This window comes from Reichenbachiella faecimaris (assembly GCF_900176375.1).
GTDB classification, from domain to species: Bacteria; Bacteroidota; Bacteroidia; order Cytophagales; family Cyclobacteriaceae; genus Reichenbachiella; species Reichenbachiella faecimaris.
The window spans coordinates 1,606,333-1,624,527 of record NZ_FWYF01000001.1 but is presented as its reverse complement, the minus strand read 5'-3'; the positions used below and the strand labels follow the sequence as shown (position 1 = coordinate 1,624,527).

Sequence of the window (18,195 nt, the reverse complement as noted above, 5' to 3'; positions counted from 1 at the left end):
CCATATTTTATTATGAGAAAACTATTACTGATTTTCTTGTTCGTGTCGGGCTTGATAGCACAGGCTTCCGCACAGGACAGGACGGTTTCTGGTAAGGTAACATCCTCTGAGGATAACTCTACCCTTCCAGGAGTGACAGTTGTGTTAAAAGGCACAACTACAGGTACTACCACAGATTTAGATGGTAATTACAAATTATCCGTACCAGGTGATGGAGGAATATTAGTATATTCTTTCGTTGGATTGGCCACGCAGGAGATTGAGATAGGCTCAAGAAGCGTAATCGATCTTGCCATGGATCCAGATGCTCAACAACTGACTGAAGTTGTAGTAACAGCCTTGGGTATTGATAGAAATGCACGAGAAGTTGTGTATGCCAACCAATCTGTAGGTGGAGATGAGCTATTGTCTTCTCCAAACAAGAATGCACTCGAAGCTTTAAGAGGTAAAGCAGCTGGTGTAAGGTTGAGTACTGGTTCTGGTTCTGTTGGGGCTTCTACAAGAATTGTACTAAGAGGTGAAGGATCATTGACAGGAAATAACAATGCTTTGATCGTGATCGATGGTGTAGCCATTGACAACTCTTCTTCAACTGGTGGTGACAACGTAACAGATGCAAGTAGAGGATCAAGTGGGTATGCTGATTATGGTAACAGATTCAATGACCTTAACCCTGCTGACATTGAGTCTTTAACCATACTAAAAGGACCTTCTGCAACATCACTTTATGGATCGCGTGGTACTTCTGGAGTAATTTTGATTACGACCAAAAAAGGATCAAGTAAAAACTTACAAGTAAGTTTCAATTCTTCATACTCTCAAGAGAGGGCTTATATTATTACTGAAAGACAAAATACACATGGTCAAGGTTATGATAATGAAAGCTTTGATACTGGTGAAAACTGGGCTTGGGGTCCTGCATTTGACGGTGTGGTGAGACCTTGGACCAGTCCAATTGACGTCGATGGTGATGGTCAGTTAGAATGGTTGTCAAGACCATATAGCGCCGTTCCAGATCAGTTAGAAAATTTCTTTAATGTAGGACAAACTTTTTCGAATGATATTTCTATATCTGGCGCAAAAGAAGGATTTTCTTATTATGCCTCTTATTCTAATGTAGATCAAGATGGTATTTTAGATAATACAGGATATAAAAGAAATACTTTAACAGTAAATGCTACTGCAAAACTTTCTGATAGACTATCATCTACGTTTAAAGTGTCGTATGGAGACGTGAGATTGAATACTGCTCAAGAGGGTGCAAGAGCATTTGAAGGTAACAATGCTTGGGCAATGGTACTTCAATCACCAACGAATATTCCATTTAATGAATTAAGAGATTATAATAATCCTTATCACGGAATTGATGGTTATTGGGGTTCGTACTCTTCAGTTAACCCATATTATATTTTGAATGAGTATGGTAATGATGGAAAAATCAACAACGTATTGGGTAACCTGTCTCTTACTTACAATGTGATGGAAGGATTGGATATTGTTGGTAGATTTGGTGTAAACGTAGTAAGTACAGAATTTCAGTCTTGGACTCCAAAATTTACTCCAGCAACTCAGCTAGTTTTTGGAAATAATTTGGATATCAGTACTAGAACCAGTAAGCATGTTTCTACTGGCCGTTATGGTTATTATCATAAACAAAGTAAAAACACTGATATTTCTTTAATGACTAATTATACTAAAGCACTTACAGAAGAGCTTAGAGTTGATGTTTCTGCTGGTTATAATTTTTTCCAACAAGAGTACGAATTTGCTGAGAATGAAACTCAGGGTGGTCTTCTTGTAGAAGGTCTTTATAACCTTGGAAATAGTACATTGACACCTCAAGCTAGATTAAATAGATATAGCAAGAGATTGGTTGGTGTATTGGGTAACGTTAGATTAGGATTTAGAGATGCAGTATTCTTAGAGTACTCTGCTAGAAATGACTGGTCTTCTACATTGCCAGAGGAAAATAATTCATTCTTCTATCAAGCCGTAGGTGCTTCGGCTGTCATAACCGATTTATTGGATATTAACAGCAACGTGCTTAATTTCTTGAAAATTCGTGGTAGTATAGGTACTACTGGTAAGGATGCTCCAGCTTATGTATTGAACTCATCATTTAATGGCAACCCAGGCGTATTCGGCGGAAGTAACCCAGTTCAATTCCCGATAGGTGCTCAAGCGGCATCTAGTGTCGGAAACCAAATTGGTAGTCCAACTTTGACTCCTGAAAAAACTACGACTTATGAAGTGGGAGCTGACGTAGGCTTCTTTGATGATAGAGTAAACCTAGAATATACTTACTATCATTCTAACCACGCAGATCAAATTGTGCAAGTTACACTGCCTAGATCTTCGGGATATCAAACAACGTATTTGAACGTTGGGGAAATGACAAATAAAGGTCATGAACTTTCTTTGACTTTGAAACCAATTCATGGTTTAGTCAATGGTTTGGATCTTGAATTATTTGGTACATACGCTAAAAATGTAAACGAAGTAGTAAAAGTAGCAGATGGCATTGATGAGTTAAATTTTGGCTCAAATAATGGTATTACTGTTGTAGCGAAAGAAGGTTTGCCATACGGTACCTTCAAAGCACAAGAACCATTAACTAATGATGCAGGTCAAGTAGTTGTAGATCCAAACACTGGATACCCTCTTTATACTGACGGTGAGTCTTACCTAGGTAATTATCAACCAGATTATTTAATGAGCTTTGGTGCTAATGCCAAATTCAAAGGTATCGGATTTAACATCCTGTTTGATATGAAGCAAGGTGGTGTGTTTAACTCTTACACTAAATTCTATACAGAGTTTAATGGAACATCTGTTCATACTTCTGTGTTTGGAAGAGAGGCATTTGTTTACCCTAATTCGGTAATTGAAAATACAGATGTAGATGGCAATGGATTGGGTACTTATACTGCAAACAATATCGAAATTACTGAGCAGAATTTATACACAGCTTACGATCCGGCAAGCTCGACTTATTTGATAGATGCGAGTTATTTGAAACTTCGTGAAGTTGGCTTGAGCTACGATTTACCAAAAAGTTTGATTGGAAAAACTCCATTTAGATCAGTGAGAATTGCTGTATTTGGTAAAAACTTGAAGATGTGGTTGCCAGATGAAAATACATTTTCTGATCCTGAGATTAATGGGCCAGGTGCTGGTACTAGTAATGCTCAAGGCATTGAAACTTCTCAAACACCAACAGCAAGAAGCATGGGTGTTAGAATGTCTCTTACTTTTTAATTGGATAAAGGAAAAAAATTATGAAACATATATTTAAAACGATATTTGCTTTTTCATTAGTTCTTTTAATGTCTTGTGAGGAGAGCCTTACTGATTTGACATTGGATAAGGATGATGTAATAGCAGCGAATGATTCTGAGGTATTGACTAGTGCTCAGGGTTATTTAGCAATCATTCAAGATGTAGATCTTAATGAAACGCCTTCATTTTTATGGGCACAGTACTATACCTGGGGTATAGGAGTATCTATTGGAAACAATGAAAGATACGTATCTGAACCAGATGACTTTAACGGTGTTTGGAGAAGAATGTATACCAATGCATTGGCTGATTTGAAGTATTTAAGTAATAGCGAGAGTGCTGCTTACCGTGGAGTGTCTAAAATACTTATGGCCTACGGATTTCAGGCATTAGTTGATCATTTTGGAGACGTTCCATATTCACAAGCACTTAACGGTGAAATTGCGGATGGTTCTATCACAAACCCTGAATTTGATGATGCGGCTACTATCTATGAGGGCTTAATTATTTCATTGGATGCTGCATTGGATGATTTTGATGATGCGGTTCTGATAGGTCAAGATGGTGATATTGGAGCTGATGATTTAATTTTTGCAGGAGACTTGGGTCAATGGAGAAAGTTTGCAAACTCATTAAAGTTGAGAATATTGATGAGAACTTCTGAGGTTGACCCTAAGGGTACTGAAATTGTAGACTTGATTGCTACTGGAACATTTCTAGAGGATGGAGACTTAGCTGAATTGGCATGGCCTGGTATTACGGGTAATGAAAACCCAATGTATGCTACTCAGATGAGTGGAGTTGGTGATTTTTATTTCCCAAGTAGTGCCACTACTGATGTGTTGGAGTCTATGAATGATCCTCGATTGGCATTATTATATGCGCCAGCAACTTCTGGACCTGAAATCGGAAATATTAGAGCTATTTGTCAAGGATGTGTAGATCGAGATGTACCATTTACTGCCGCAGCTTCTGATTATAGTGGTTCTTCAGCTTACGCCAATGGGCCAGCTGTTTCTACCATTTTCATGAGCCCTTGGGAAGTTTGGTTCTTACGTGCTGAAGCTGATGCGAGATATAACACGGCTGATGATGCCGCTACGGCGTTGGCTACTGGAATTCAGTTGAATTTTGATGCGCTTGGTGCTGGAGATGCAACAACTTACATTAATACTGAGGTAGATTATGCTTCTGCTGCAGATTTGGATGAGAGGTTAGACATTATAGCCATTCAGGCTTGGATTTCAATGAATGGGACGCAAGAAGATGAAGGTTGGAGTGTGATGAGAAGAATGGACAGACCTGCTAGCAGATTGTTTACTCAAGGAATCATGCAGACCCCTCCTTTATCAGTTTTAGCTGCAGGAGCACACCCAGCAGCATGGTTATACCCTGCTGAAGAGTTGAGTTTCAACTCATCAAATGCTCCATCGCAGAGAAAGTTAACTGATAAATTATTTTGGGATAATTAATAAAAGAGACATGAAAATATTATATATAGATAAAATAAAGGTGCTATTGATGATGGTTCTTATCGCATCAATAGGAGTGTCTTGTACGGATGAAGATCTTGTTGAGTATACTCAACAAGAATCTATTACAATGGATAACACCGTTTCATACATACAGGTTGTAACGCCAGTAGTGGCTTTTCAAGCTGGTACAGAAAAGTATGACATATCTTTTAATTCAATTGCTGGTTATAATGAAATCAGTAAAATAGATGTGTATAAGACGTTTACAGATGCTGTTTCAGCTACTGGTTTACAGACTAACGAAGTTTTATTAAAGTCTTATGATGTAACTGCTACAACTGGAACGAGACAGGTTATTACAGATGAAATAACTTATGCGGATCTTAGAGAGGGTCTTGTACTTGATGGTGGTGCGCTTCCTGCTGACGAAGTAGACTTGGCTATTGGAGCTAGTTGGTCTTTAAGATTTGAGGCTACTTATTCTGATGGAACAACCGCTCCAGTTTCTGGAGGAATTACGGTTGGTGTATTACACAGATTCGCTGGGCTATACAGAGTTATAGAGTCTAGCTATTACAGAATAGGTGTAGGTCCCAATGCTGACTGGAGTGGTGAAACTCGTTTTATTGGTTCGGTTGACGAAAATACATTTTCTCATCCTGATTTCTGGGGAAACTTTGCATGGGCAGGTAGTGAATTTCATTTCGATGTGGACTATGATAACGATAATGAAATTACTGTTCCAATTATAGTTGATGGGCTTTTCTCCGGTAGTTACGCGCTTAATTGTACAGATGATGGAGCAGATTTCGTTAGCGTACCTTGTGAAGATCAAAATGTAGTGATTGCTGATGATGTTACAGGTAAGCACATCATTAAATTGACTTATGGCTATATGACCGAAGGGTCAGCTGATCCGGTAAATGACGGGGCACGTGAGTTTTATGAAATTATGGAGAAGATTGTTGATTAAATCTGAAAAACATGAAAAATATGAAAAATATTATTAATATATGGGCCGTAGGCTTGTTAGTTACATGTTTTACAGCATGTAGTCCTGAAGAAGCAGAAGAATCGGCACTGTCGAATTTTGAAACTGAACTACCTGCTCCTGAAGCTGTAGTTGAGGCTCAAGAATATGATGGCAATGGGGTGTATACAATTAATTTCACCTTAACTGAACTACAGTTTACAGATGTTCATTTGGTGGTAGAGGTAGGAGCTTCTACTACGGCTACTGAAGGAGTCGACTTTGATTTGATCACATCTTCAGTTGATTTAATTGCATTTGAGGGACTAGATGGTTTTTCAGTTCAAGTTCAAGTGTATGAAGATTCAGACTTTGACGAAAATGATGAGACAATTTTCATTAAGTTAGTTTCAGATTTACCATCAGGTGTTAGCAATTCAGAAGTTCAAGTTGTAACTATTCCTAAGTGGCCGACTGACTGTGTGTATGATATTGATAACGGAGTTGGTGATCTCACTGGGATTGATGTAACTATTGATGGATTGGGTCAAGATCCGTATGAGTCTGAGGGCGTGTTATCAGGTACTTCAGGTTCTTATATGATCACTGGTCTAGGAGTAGGTTGGATGACTGATTTTTGGGGTGAAGTGATTACTAACATGAATGAAGTCGAAATAACGTTTAGCTCAGATGATTATTATCATAATGCGACTATTGCGTCTCAGACTTATATGGAGACTACGTATAATGGTGCTCCACAGGATCCATATTTGATTGAGGGTACAGGTACCTTGAGTAAATGTGGTAAGATCCTTACCATTGAGTATTCTTTAACTAATTTTGGTGTTGATTGGGCGGCTTGGACTCATGACAATGGATATATGTCTGAAGAAAAGTTTACTGCGGTAATTAATTTACCATAAATAAGGATAGAAAAAATAGATTTTCTATTTGTAAATTGAATAAAAAAGACTATCTATTCCAGATAGTCTTTTTTATTTCCTATGGGGTTAATGTTCTGAGACTTGTTTAGTGTGTAATTCTAGATTTTTCAAAAATGGAATATTCTAACATTGTTTCTGAGTTTTTCCTAAATAATTAATTTTTAATCTAATTAATAATATTTGATGAATGAGGTAAAAAAAAAATGCTTAGGGTGGAGAAAAATATTAACCTTTGCGAAGTATGGACTGTTTTATTTTTTAATGTTTTGTTCCTTTTTAGTGAATGCACAGTCTTCAACAAGTTCAGAGAAAGAAAGTACACAGGGGCTGACTTATTACTCTGGCTCCATTTACCATGCAAAAAAGGCAAATGCAGACATTGACGGTACAGTATATGTAAGTGAGGGTTGGAAAAAAGGAAGTGTTATAAATGCGCTGGGAAATGAAACTCCCGTAGATCAATTGCAATACGATGTGTACAATCAAAAAATCCTATTTGTACTAGGAGGTCAAATATATTCACTGAATGAAGATCTGAACATAAAAGAATTTAGATTAGGTCATAAGGTTTTTGAGAAGCGATTTATATCTGGTGAAAACAAGCCGGATTTTTTTGAGGTTTTAAGTGATAACTCTAAAATTGGGTTGTTAAAAAGGTACAAGTGTACACTCGTGAAAGGAAAGGCTTCTACTGGTGCGCTCCCTGGGAGAAATGATATGTTTGTCATGGATACTGAATTGTATGTTGAAAAGGAAGGTGGAGCTTTAGAAAAAATTAAACCTAATAAAGGTAATGTATTGGATCTGATGGATGATAAATCAGATAAAATTGTAGAGTTTGCTAAGTCGAACAAGCTTAATTACCGAAAGGAACAGGACTTGACTCGTATTCTAAATTTCTATGACTCATTATAGAAAATAATAAGGTGTTCTCATGCTAATTTGCTAGAGAATATAATGTTTTATATCTATCTCTAAGATTTACTAAGCCTGACTAAGGTATTTAGAATGGTTTTGCTTCTTTCATTTTCGAACGATTCAGCTAAATAAGGTGCATTAAGTCTAAGGCACTCTATTAAATCCAATAAGTCTTTTGCATTTCAAAAAATAAACTTCTATTTTTGTGTCCCTTTTTGAGGGGAGTAGGATTTTGACTAGAAAAAATCAATAAAAAAGTGGATTCAATAAGTTATAAAACAGCGATGACCAACAAAGCAACTGCCAGTAAAAACTGGGTGGTTGTAGATGCTGATGGAAAAGTATTGGGAAGATTGGCTAGTGAAGTGGCCAAGATGATAAGAGGAAAGCACAAGCCGGGCTATACACCTAATACCGACTGTGGTGATAACGTTGTCGTTATCAACTCTGATAAGGTGAAAATGACTGGGAAAAAGTGGACAGATAAGAAATATATCTCGCACACTGGATACCCAGGAGGACAAAGAGAACAAACTCCTAATGAAGTGTTGGCTAAGTCATCCACTATTCTTGTTGAGAGAGCTGTAAGAGGTATGCTTCCTAAAAGCAGATTGGGTAGAGCTTTGTTTGGCAACTTGTATGTATATGAAGGCGCTGAGCACAAGCATGAAGCTCAAAGCCCTAAAGAGATAAAATTATAATCTAGATGGAAGTAACTAACACCATTGGAAGAAGAAAAACATCTGTAGCCAGATTGTTTATGACACCTGGAAAAGGTGAGATCAAAATCAACAACAGGGAATTGAAAGAATATTTCCCGTTTGAAATCTATCAAACTATCGTAAAGCAACCATTAGTTTTGGTTGAAGAAGATGGTAGTTTTGATTTTAAAGTGAATGTTGGTGGCGGTGGCTACAAAGGCCAGGCTGAAGCAATAAGATTAGCTATATCAAGAGCATTGGTAGAGATTAATCCTGAGCACAGACCAGCATTGAAAAAAGAAGGATTCATGACAAGGGATCCAAGAATGGTGGAACGTAAGAAGCCAGGTAGAAGAAAGGCGAGAAGAGCGTTCCAGTTCAGTAAGCGTTAATCATATTTTATTTTTATATATAAGTAAACTTAATGGCCAAATTAGAGCATAAAGACTTACTTGATGCTGGTGTTCATTTCGGACACTTGACGAGAAAGTGGGATCCACGTATGGCGCCGTTCATCTTCATGGAGAAGAATGGTATCCATATCATAGATCTACATAAATCGCTTGAATGCCTCGAAGAAGCATCAAATGCACTCAAGCAGATCGTGAAATCAGGACGAAAAGTAATGTTCGTTGCTACAAAAAAGCAAGCACGTGAAATCGTAACTGAGGAAGCAAAGAGATTAAGGATGCCTTACGTAACCGATCGATGGTTAGGTGGTATGCTGACCAACTTTGCAACAATTAGAAAATCTCTTAAGAAGATGTCTTCTATGGACAAGATGTTGAAAGACGACGCTTTCAAAAATCTTGCGAAAAGAGAAAAGTTGATGATTAGCAGAGAAAAAATCAAATTGGAAAGAGTCCTTGGTGGAATCGCTGATTTGACAAGATTACCCGCAGCACTTTTCGTAGTAGATATCAAAAGAGAACATATCGCCATCAAAGAAGCGCAGAAATTGAACATTCCTGTATTCGCAATGGTAGATACTAACTCTGATCCAAATCAGGTGGATTTCCCTATTCCTGCTAATGATGATGCATTCAAATCAATTCAATTGATCATCAATCACATTGGTAAAGAAATGGAAGAGGCACTAGCTGAGAGAAAGAAAGATAGAGACGAGAAGAAGGATCAGGAAGAAGCAGCGGCAAAAGCAGCAGCTGATGAAAAAGTAGAGACAGCAGAATAATTACTAAGTAAATATTCGTCACAATATAAGAAAATTGAACATTGATCTATCGGTGTTCAATTTTTGTTTAAATCGATTTTAAAAGACATAAAATACATTAATAATGGCAATTACTGCACAAGATGTAAACAAGCTGCGTCAAATGACTGGGGCTGGTATGATGGATTGTAAGAAAGCTTTGGTAGAAGCTGAAGGTGATTTCGACAAAGCGATCGAAATTCTTAGAAAGAAGGGTCAGAAAGTTTCTGCTTCAAGAGCAGATAGGGAAACTAACGAAGGTATTGTAATCGTAAAGACTAACGAAGACAACACAGTTGGTGTATTAGTAGCGTTTTCTTGCGAAACTGACTTTGTTGCCAAGAACGATGAGTTTGTGGCTTTGGGTGAGAAATTGGCGACAGCTGCTTTCACCAACAAACCTGCAGATGCTGAGGCCTTAAAAGCGTTGAAAGCTGAAGGTGACCTGACATTCAATGACAAGATCACTGAACTGATTGGTAAAATAGGAGAGAAGCTGGATATCGTTGCTTATGAAGTAATGGAAGGTGAAGCTGTTGTTCCTTACATACATGCAGGTAGCAAATTGGGTGTTTTGGTGTCATTGAAAAACACTAATGGGGCTGACGTACTAGCTGCTGGTAAAGATGTAGGGATGCAAATCGCTGCTATGAACCCAATCGCTGTTGATAAAGATGGCGTTGATTCTACAGTTGTTGAAAAGGAAATTGAGATTGGAAAAGATCAGGCGAGACAAGAAGGTAAGCCAGAGGCTATGTTGGAGAAAATTGCTTTAGGCAAATTGAACAAGTTCTACAAAGAGAACACGCTCTTGAGCCAGGCATTTGTAAAAGATGGCGGGATGAATATTTCTCAGTACCTAGACAGTGTAAGCAATGGAATGACAGTTGCTGAATTTAAGAGAATAACTATCGGATAAGTTAATTTCCGATCTAAATAAAAAAGCCATTTCATATCGAAATGGCTTTTTTTGTGTCCTTTGACCAGCCTTTATTTTTTACCAAAAAGTTTCCTCAATTTAGATTTCTTTTCAATCACGGGTTCTTCTACAATAATTCCAGCCAACCAGTTGGAAGCTGGCTGAGTATAGTCAAATGTCTTAGATTCAATGGAAGGGTTTACTTTTTTGATAGCCTCAGCTAGTACATTTGAAGCTATGGTTGCTATCGGAGACTCCGATTCCAAAACTGCAATTTTGTCTATTTTTAGTATCATTTCTTTACCCTCCTTATTTACGAAATCATTTTTGATCCATATTCTACACTCAGCGTCATACCCTTCAAGCGCCCGTCTGTCTACGAGCCAGTGTACATTTTCATGTGCATTGGCAATTTCAGAGGCCATGCGCATGATTTTTTGCATAGATGCCAATCCTACAGTTCCCTTCCATCCAAATTGAAAAGTGGTATTGTCTTCGTCAAATTGAAAAATAGCGTCTTCTGCTTCAAAAAGAGTTTTCATAACAAATATTATTTCTGGTTGTAAAAATCTGAGAAAGGCGGAGCGCAAAATTAGTTCAAATCAAAAAGATAAACTAGCGAGACTTGAATGAAAAAGTCAATAATACATGAGTGGAAACCCAAGGGTTTGATAAATTTGCCAACTGTTTATTTTCAGATTGCTTATTAGCCAATCTGAAAAGTTATTAGTAATCGGTTATTGAGTGAATAGGAAGATAATTGCAATTTTATATTGTTAATTTTTATTCTGATTTACTGCTCACAAACACGATAAATACCTAATAACCATTTTAACATTAACTAAATAACCACTGAATATATTGATTCAGTTTACAACAAATCAAATTCAATGACATCAGATCAATTGAAAGAAGCAAAGGCCCGAGTGAGTGATCTCCGGGGCTATCTTTGACTACGATATTAAAGTAAAGGAAGTAGAAGAGGAAGAATCTATTACTACTCAAGCTGATTTTTGGGATGACCCCAAACAAGCTGAAGCCATGCTCAAGCAAATCAAAGCCAAAAAAATATGGACAGACGGTTTTGAAAAGGTGAATTCCATGTGCGAGGATCTTGACACACTGTATGAATTCTACGAAGCAGATGAAGTAGAAATGACGGAGGTCGACGCCGAGTACAAAAAGTTCATGGTGGTGTTAGAAGAGCTGGAATTCAAACGCATGCTAAGTGGTGAAGAAGACCAGCTAGGCGCTGTAATGGAGATCAACCCTGGAGCTGGGGGAACTGAAAGTATGGACTGGGCTTCTATGCTGATGCGAATGTATATCATGTGGGGCGAGAAGAATGGTTATGCCGTAAAGCAGCTTAACTATCAGGCGGGTGAAACAGCAGGCGTAAAATCGGCTACTTTAGAATTCGATGGCCAGTTTGGTTATGGATATTTGAAGTCGGAGATTGGCGTGCATAGATTGGTAAGAATTTCACCGTTCGATTCGGGTGGCAGAAGACATACCTCATTTGTTTCGGTTTATGTCTATCCTATTGTAGATGATTCCATAGAGATAGAGATCAATCAAGGAGACATTGAATGGCAAACTTCCAGATCTGGTGGTGCTGGTGGTCAGAATGTGAATAAGGTTGAAACTAAAGTACAATTGACCCACAAGCCATCAGGTATAGTGATTGTCTGTTCCATTGAGCGATCACAGCTAGCCAATAAGGAACATGCCATGAAAATGCTTAAATCCCGCCTTTATCAAATTGAAGTAGATAAGCGGAATGAGAAACGCGATGAAGTGGAAAGCAACAAAATGAAAATCGACTTTGGAAGTCAAATAAGAAATTACGTATTACACCCTTACAAATTGATTAAGGATGCTCGGACTGGAGTAGAGCGAACAGATGTGCAGAATGTGTTGGATGGTGATTTGGAGGACTACATCAAAGCCTTTTTAATGGGACAGGGTCTAGAAACCAACTAAATGATATTTGCAGCTATTGACATAGGTTCGAACGCCGTAAGACTTCAAATCAATCGACCGATCACCTATGATGGAGTGACCATCTTTAAGAAACTTCAATATATTCGTTTCCCATTGCGCTTGGGTTCGGATGTATTTGAGAAGAGTCAAATCGGAGATGAGAAGTTTCGTGAGTTTGTCAAACTCATGCAAGCTTTCAAGAACATGATTGATTTATACAAAGTTGATGAATATTATGCCTGTGCCACTTCTGCTATGCGCGAAGCTGAAAATGGCAATGCACTTGTACAAGCCGTAAAAGCAGCCTGCGATTTGGATATAAATATCATTAGTGGTGATATGGAGGCTGAATTGATCAATAGGGTAATTGCCTTCAGTCTTCAATCAGACGAACAATATTTGCACATAGATGTGGGTGGTGGCAGTACGGAGTTGACACTTTATCATGGTGACCAGAAGGTAGTGTCCAGGTCTTTTCCCCTGGGTACTGTAAGAATGCTAAAACACTCGGAAAGGGCAGAGACCTGGGATGAAATGCTTCAATGGATTTTGGATCATAAGGGTAAAGTGGGTCATTTGATCGCTATTGGGACGGGTGGAAACATCCGAAAGCTTTACGAACTAACCAATAAGGAAAAGGGTAAGTATATTGGTCTTCCTAAGCTGGAACAAGAACTTGAGATACTAAAAAATATGCCTTACGAAGAGCGCGTGGTCAACCTTCAGCTGAATGAAGACCGTGCTGACGTAATTATTCCAGCTTCAGAGATCTACATCACTATCATGAAAAAAGCAGGAGCCCGCAAGATCATGGTACCAGACGTTGGACTTAAGGATGGCATTATCAGCTATCTTTATGACAAGAATGTCTTAAACAAACAAGTATTTTAGGGATTGGATGAAGGTAGTAGCAAAGACCAAGGAAGCAGCTGAATTTATTAAGAGCGAAATCTGGAAAACCACTGAAACGGAAGGTTGGAAAGGTTTTAGACTTAAAATCGTGAAGATTTTGGTCATTACGGCCAAAGAATTTAAAAAGGACAAAATTGTACTTCAGGCTTCAGCGCTGACATACCTGACCATTCTCTCTATTGTCCCTTTAGTGGCTATGATTTTTGGGATATCCAAAGGATTTGGCATTGAAAACCTGATCAGAAAGGAACTGGATAACATGTTCCTAGGTCAGGAAGTGGTGAAAGAAACTATTTTTGATTTCGCTCACAATTTGCTGGCTAATGCCAAAGGAGGTGTAATTATTGGAGTATCCATAGTCGTACTTTTCTTTACAGTGATGAAGCTCTTGAATAATATTGAAGTGGTATTCAATAGTATTTGGGGCAAGCAAAAGGGACGAATTCTCATTAGAAAATTTACCGACTATCTGGCCTTGCTTGTCATCTCTCCAATCCTGATTATTCTATCTAGTGGTGTCACTATTTTCGTGCAGAATCAATTGAGAGTGATTGGCCAAAATGGAGAAATGGAAGCGTTGGTGACTCCCGTGGCTGCTTTTTTCGTTCAGTTGTCGTCCTATGTGCTGATATGGCTTTTGTTTACCATGATCTATGTGATCATGCCTAATACAAAAGTGAAATTTGGTAACGGCCTGATTGCTGGTGTCATTGCTGGCACGATGTTCCAATTAGTGCAAAAAGGATTTATCACTTTTTCATTCCTGATGGGCAACTATGGTGCCGTTTATGGAGGTTTAGCCGTGCTCCCCTTGTTCTTTATATTTTGTCAGTTGAGTTGGGTAATCGTTTGTATAGGTGGGGAGTTGTCTTACGCCATTCAAAAAGTAGATGAATACATTCCTGATGAAACAGACGTCAAATTTAGTATGGCTGAAAAGAACAAAATCGCGCTTTTGATAGTGCATGCCGTGGTGAAAGCTTTCGAAAAAGATGAGGAACCTTGGACCAAACGAAAGTTGTCTATCAAACTACATATCCCACATAGATTTGTAAGCAATGCAGTGAATAGGCTTGTGGCTGCAGGAATTTTGGTGCGAAGCTTGAGTGATAAGGGCATCAATTACATTTACCTACCTGCTCTGGATATCAATCAAATTGACATTAATCTTGTCTTCAAAAGACTGGGTGATGATGGAGATAAACGACTCCATAAATCGAAAGTAAAAGTCATTGGAACCATAGAGCAATTACTAAATCAATTGAGTACTGATTTGGATAAATCCAAAGGAAACAAGCTGTTGAAGGATATTTAGTCTTTTCTTATAATATAATTTATTGTTGAAATAGTTATATTTATAGAGCCACTAGAGGCTCTATAAAGAAAGAAACAATGAAGCACTCCACTAAACTCTCCTGGCGTAAGGGCATTTATGTCATTTGCCTTACGTTATTCGTCCAATCCTGTATACTTGAAGAAGATAATCCACCAGATGATGATGGGGATGGAATCGAAAACGCCGTGGATTTGTGTCCAAATATTTCAAACCCAAATCAGGAAGATGCTGATGAAGATGGAATTGGTGATGCCTGTGAAACTGATATCGATAAGGATGGTGTCATTGATGATATAGATAATTGCCCTTCCGTTGCCAATCCAGATCAGAAAGACGGCAATGAAGATGGAATAGGTGATGTATGTGAAGGTGATACAGATGAAGATGGGGTTATAGATTATGAAGACAACTGTCCAGATACTCCGAATCCTGACCAGGCGGATGCCAATGAAGATGGTATTGGTGATGTCTGTGAAGGAGACGATGATGAAGATGGTATCCCAAACTATTTAGACAATTGTCCAGAAACACCTAACGAGGATCAGGCTGATTTTGATGACGATGGTATGGGTGACGTGTGTGACGAAACCTCAACAACAGAAGACAAAACTCATATTACAAGTGCCTTGGATCAAACTTTCAATTGCATCAGAAATTTAAAAAATGGCGAAGGAATTGATTTGATAATGGAAGACTTATTATCCTTCTCGGGAGGAGAACCTGGAGAAGTGACGTGGGTTGATGCTTTGGTGGAAAATTTAAGCATGGATCTATTCGAAAATTTAGAGGAAAAAAGCAGCATTGGACTTTACCTAGACGAGATTGGAGGAGTTTATGCCTTTTCTAAATCAGACAGCTCATGGACAAAAAATTCTTCTTCTACCACAAGGCTTGAGCTGCAATTCCCATCAGCACAAGGGGTCAGCAGTAACAACACAAGTATCATTTTGGAAGATTATGCTGAGGATGACGTTACAATTGGGGAAGAGGTTTATAACCTTCCGACTTCAGCGAGTTTGAGCCTACAGGTGGATGATGTTGAACTGATGGCTATTCGTATCAATGAAGTAACATACGGTACTGGAGATTTGCCAGTACCCAGTAAAGCAGATGTAGAATTGTTTGTCAAACCTACCACTTTTCATGTTGTATTGGAGAGTCCAGTTGCTAATCAATATTCGCTTCATCTGGATGTGTCAAATGCAGAGGGATGCAGTTATGGTGTCATAGCTGAGGTAGAATTGGCTCACGATGACTTTGAAAATATCATCTTTGAAGAAGACATTGAGTCATTGACGGCAGAAGTGTATTTGGGACATCTATCTATTAAAACCGCCTCAGATTTGGCACCTTTATTATCATTGACAGATCCTACTGAGGAACAGATTAATGACTTAGTTGATTTGGATTTGTATGTAAATGGTTTCAAAATAGCCGATGTAGAGTATAGCGAAACGGACGAAACCGTCTATCTAATTTTTAAGGATGAGAGCAGAGAAGACGGCCTAAATTACTTCGAAGACTTCGTGAACGATGTAATCGGACTGATAGAAGACTATACAGGAGACTTGGGAGACCTTTTTAACTAGGTTTTACGCTGCTTGAATGACCAAGTGAAATGAAAGACGGCTACAATGGTGCCGTCTGCGGTTTTGCCTTCTGTTCGGAGTTTTACAGTTTCTGATTCTCCAGAATCCATACATTTTTCAACGGCACCAAAGACTTTATCCCCGTCGGCGCAAGTGAACTTGACTCTGGTAGTAGCTCTTTTTAAAAACTCACCATCCATGCCCACGATGATAGAGGCAATGCTCGGTTTGACACCTTCAATGGCCATGAGGGCAATCGCTCCCGTGGATAATTCCGCAGCCATAGCCATCACAGCAAAGTACATGGATCGAAATGGGTTTTGATTCAACCAGCGATGAGCCACAGTTGTAGTAGCATGATCGGATTCAAGCTCGATTACCTTCATGCCAGAAGCCCAGCCCAGCGGAATTTTAAATAGCAGAAACAGCCTAAATAGCCAGACGTTCAGCATACGCTTTCTGTATCGTTCTTGTAAAGGGGATAATGTCATTTTGCTTATTTTAAAACCATCGTGAATCTAGTCATTTAGTCATTCACGACCAATTTCATTTAAAACTATGACTTTGATCATAAAATAAATTGTAGGCTTCACTACATTTGCCACATGCCTTTGCGGTTGATCTCTATATTGCTCATTTCGGTCATGATGTACAAGCCCATCTTGTGCACTTGGACGGTTGTGGACTTTGCCATGAACAGGGATTACATAGCTGCCTATCTCTGTGAAAATCAGGATAGACCAGAATTGGAATGCCAGGGAAAGTGTTTTTTGATGACTAAACTCAAAAAACAAATGAACGACAGCCGACAGCACAAAGCCAAACAGTTGACTCAACTGAGCAAGATTGAAGTCATGAGTTTACATGCCGCTTCTAAATTTGCCTTTAACAATTCTGGTTTTATTTCCATAATCAGCTCAGCTGACCCTAATACCCATACAGGTTATCTAGCGGGTATTTTTCACCCACCTATCGTTTGAGATTGTCTTAGAAGACAACCAAATAATTAATTAATATTTCATTTTCCGAATAGGGAAATTCAGTATTTACGCTTTGTACAAGAGCGTGAGTCTTTAATTATTTAAAACTAATGACTTAAATGGGTTCTGGAGCCCAGGTCACAATATTTCAAACGATGAAAAATTTACATAAAATATTATTTATAGCAGTTTTAGCCATTGCACAAGCATGTTCGGATGACAATGACGACATGAACCCTTCTGAGGGAATGATTGAAGTAGCTTCCATAGCAGTTCCTGATTCAGATTTTAAAGTGGTGATGTTCATAGGTGAGAATGAAACCTTAGAAGTAGGATATAATGAATTTTCTTTGGGTCTATACACGAATGACGGCGAATGGTTGAGCCATTCACATTTGAGTATCACTCCTATGATGGACATGTTCGAAATGGACATGATGCATAGTGCGCCTTTTGAATCTGATGAGCATGACGCTAGCAAGGAAATGTTACAAACCTTTGCTACAGTGTTTTTAATGCCTTCTGCCATGGGAGATTGGACTTTGAATGTAAGCATTAATGAAATGGATTCTGAATTTCAAGGAGAGGTTTCTCTTCCTGTAACCGTGACAGCTCCTGAATTGACGAGGCTAAAATCTGCAACTAGCAATGAGGTAGGCTACTTTATTACCATGATTGACAATCCTGATTTTGCCGTAGACAGTAACGAAATCGAGTTTACTATTCACAAGCGTGAGACGATGATGAGCTGGCCAGCAGTGGAGGATTTGACCATTGAGATCAAGCCTTGGATGGATGCCATGGATCATGGGTCACCACACAATGTAAACCCTGTGCATGCTGAAAATGGTCACTACAAGGGAATAGTCAATTTCACTATGACGGGAGAATGGACGATTTATATTACGGTGATGGATGGTGACGAATTGATATTGGACGACTCATTTACGATCGAGTTATAAACTTAATGAATCCTTCA

General features: G+C 38.6%; 17 protein-coding genes. 15 read left to right on the top strand and 2 right to left on the bottom strand.

Annotated elements, in window-relative coordinates; all coding sequences use genetic code 11:
• The first annotated feature begins 12 nt into the window (after window positions 1-12).
• The 9 genes from B9A58_RS06735 (at window position 13) to tsf (ending at window position 10,416) form a co-directional block, all read left to right on the top strand.
• Entirely contained in the window at window positions 13-3,258 is a 3,246-nt protein-coding gene (locus B9A58_RS06735; protein ID WP_139793774.1) for a SusC/RagA family TonB-linked outer membrane protein, read from the top strand.
• Between the two features lie 20 nt (window positions 3,259-3,278).
• Window positions 3,279-4,751 carry a SusD/RagB family nutrient-binding outer membrane lipoprotein gene (locus B9A58_RS06730; RefSeq protein ID WP_084371637.1) on the top strand — a complete coding sequence of 491 codons (1,473 nt, stop codon included), beginning with the start codon at window positions 3,279-3,281 and terminating at the stop codon, window positions 4,749-4,751.
• A gap of 49 nt (window positions 4,752-4,800) precedes the next feature.
• Window positions 4,801-5,727, top strand: coding sequence for a hypothetical protein (locus tag B9A58_RS06725; RefSeq protein WP_139793773.1), 927 nt, complete (start codon window positions 4,801-4,803; stop codon window positions 5,725-5,727).
• Between the two features lie 20 nt (window positions 5,728-5,747).
• Window positions 5,748-6,647: a hypothetical protein gene (locus B9A58_RS06720; protein WP_139793772.1), complete on the top strand. Its 900-nt coding sequence runs from the start codon at window positions 5,748-5,750 to the stop codon at window positions 6,645-6,647.
• A gap of 204 nt (window positions 6,648-6,851) precedes the next feature.
• A complete protein-coding gene (locus tag B9A58_RS06715; protein ID WP_084371634.1) occupies window positions 6,852-7,583 on the top strand; it encodes a hypothetical protein in 732 nt (243 codons plus the stop codon).
• 260 nt (window positions 7,584-7,843) lie between these two features.
• Window positions 7,844-8,287: a 50S ribosomal protein L13 gene (rplM, locus tag B9A58_RS06710; protein ID WP_084371633.1), complete on the top strand. Its 444-nt coding sequence runs from the start codon at window positions 7,844-7,846 to the stop codon at window positions 8,285-8,287.
• A 5-nt stretch (window positions 8,288-8,292) separates the two neighbouring features.
• Window positions 8,293-8,679, top strand: coding sequence for a 30S ribosomal protein S9 (gene rpsI / locus B9A58_RS06705; protein ID WP_084371632.1), 387 nt, complete (start codon window positions 8,293-8,295; stop codon window positions 8,677-8,679).
• 32 nt (window positions 8,680-8,711) lie between these two features.
• Window positions 8,712-9,479, top strand: coding sequence for a 30S ribosomal protein S2 (gene rpsB / locus B9A58_RS06700; RefSeq protein ID WP_084371631.1), 768 nt, complete (start codon window positions 8,712-8,714; stop codon window positions 9,477-9,479).
• Window positions 9,480-9,582: 103 nt separating this feature from the next.
• Complete coding sequence (gene tsf / locus B9A58_RS06695; RefSeq protein ID WP_084371630.1) at window positions 9,583-10,416, top strand: translation elongation factor Ts; 834 nt, start codon at window positions 9,583-9,585, stop codon at window positions 10,414-10,416.
• Window positions 10,417-10,487: 71 nt separating this feature from the next.
• Here the strand turns inward: tsf and B9A58_RS06690 are convergent, their stop codons facing one another.
• Window positions 10,488-10,958 carry a hypothetical protein gene (locus B9A58_RS06690; RefSeq protein WP_084371629.1) on the bottom strand — a complete coding sequence of 157 codons (471 nt, stop codon included), beginning with the start codon at window positions 10,956-10,958 and terminating at the stop codon, window positions 10,488-10,490.
• Window positions 10,959-11,306: 348 nt separating this feature from the next.
• Between B9A58_RS06690 and prfB the strand changes: the two genes are divergently transcribed.
• The 4 genes from prfB (at window position 11,307) to B9A58_RS06670 (ending at window position 16,236) form a co-directional block, all read left to right on the top strand.
• Window positions 11,307-12,399, top strand: a protein-coding gene (prfB, locus tag B9A58_RS06685) for a peptide chain release factor 2 (RefSeq protein ID WP_139793771.1) whose coding sequence is annotated in 2 segments (ribosomal slippage) — window positions 11,307-11,366 and window positions 11,368-12,399 — 1,092 coding nt in all. Because the reading frame shifts where the segments join, the coding sequence is not laid out codon by codon here.
• Entirely contained in the window at window positions 12,400-13,290 is an 891-nt protein-coding gene (locus B9A58_RS06680) for a Ppx/GppA phosphatase family protein (RefSeq protein WP_084371628.1), read from the top strand.
• Between the two features lie 7 nt (window positions 13,291-13,297).
• On the top strand, window positions 13,298-14,626 hold the full coding sequence (locus B9A58_RS06675; protein WP_084371627.1) for a YihY/virulence factor BrkB family protein: 1,329 nt from the start codon (window positions 13,298-13,300) through the stop codon (window positions 14,624-14,626).
• Window positions 14,627-14,703: 77 nt separating this feature from the next.
• Window positions 14,704-16,236, top strand: coding sequence for a thrombospondin type 3 repeat-containing protein (locus B9A58_RS06670; RefSeq protein ID WP_084371626.1), 1,533 nt, complete (start codon window positions 14,704-14,706; stop codon window positions 16,234-16,236).
• On the opposite strand, the gene B9A58_RS06665 is transcribed toward B9A58_RS06670, so the two are convergent.
• Window positions 16,233-16,727, bottom strand: a complete 495-nt coding sequence (locus tag B9A58_RS06665) for a DUF4442 domain-containing protein (protein WP_084371625.1) — start codon at window positions 16,725-16,727, stop codon at window positions 16,233-16,235. The two genes, B9A58_RS06670 and B9A58_RS06665, sit on opposite strands and share 4 nt — an antisense overlap.
• Before the next feature lie 153 nt (window positions 16,728-16,880).
• Between B9A58_RS06665 and B9A58_RS06660 the strand changes: the two genes are divergently transcribed.
• On the top strand, window positions 16,881-17,216 hold the full coding sequence (locus B9A58_RS06660; protein ID WP_139793770.1) for a hypothetical protein: 336 nt from the start codon (window positions 16,881-16,883) through the stop codon (window positions 17,214-17,216).
• 155 nt (window positions 17,217-17,371) lie between these two features.
• Complete coding sequence (locus B9A58_RS06655; RefSeq protein ID WP_176214702.1) at window positions 17,372-18,178, top strand: FixH family protein; 807 nt, start codon at window positions 17,372-17,374, stop codon at window positions 18,176-18,178.
• Window positions 18,179-18,195: the final 17 nt, after the last annotated feature.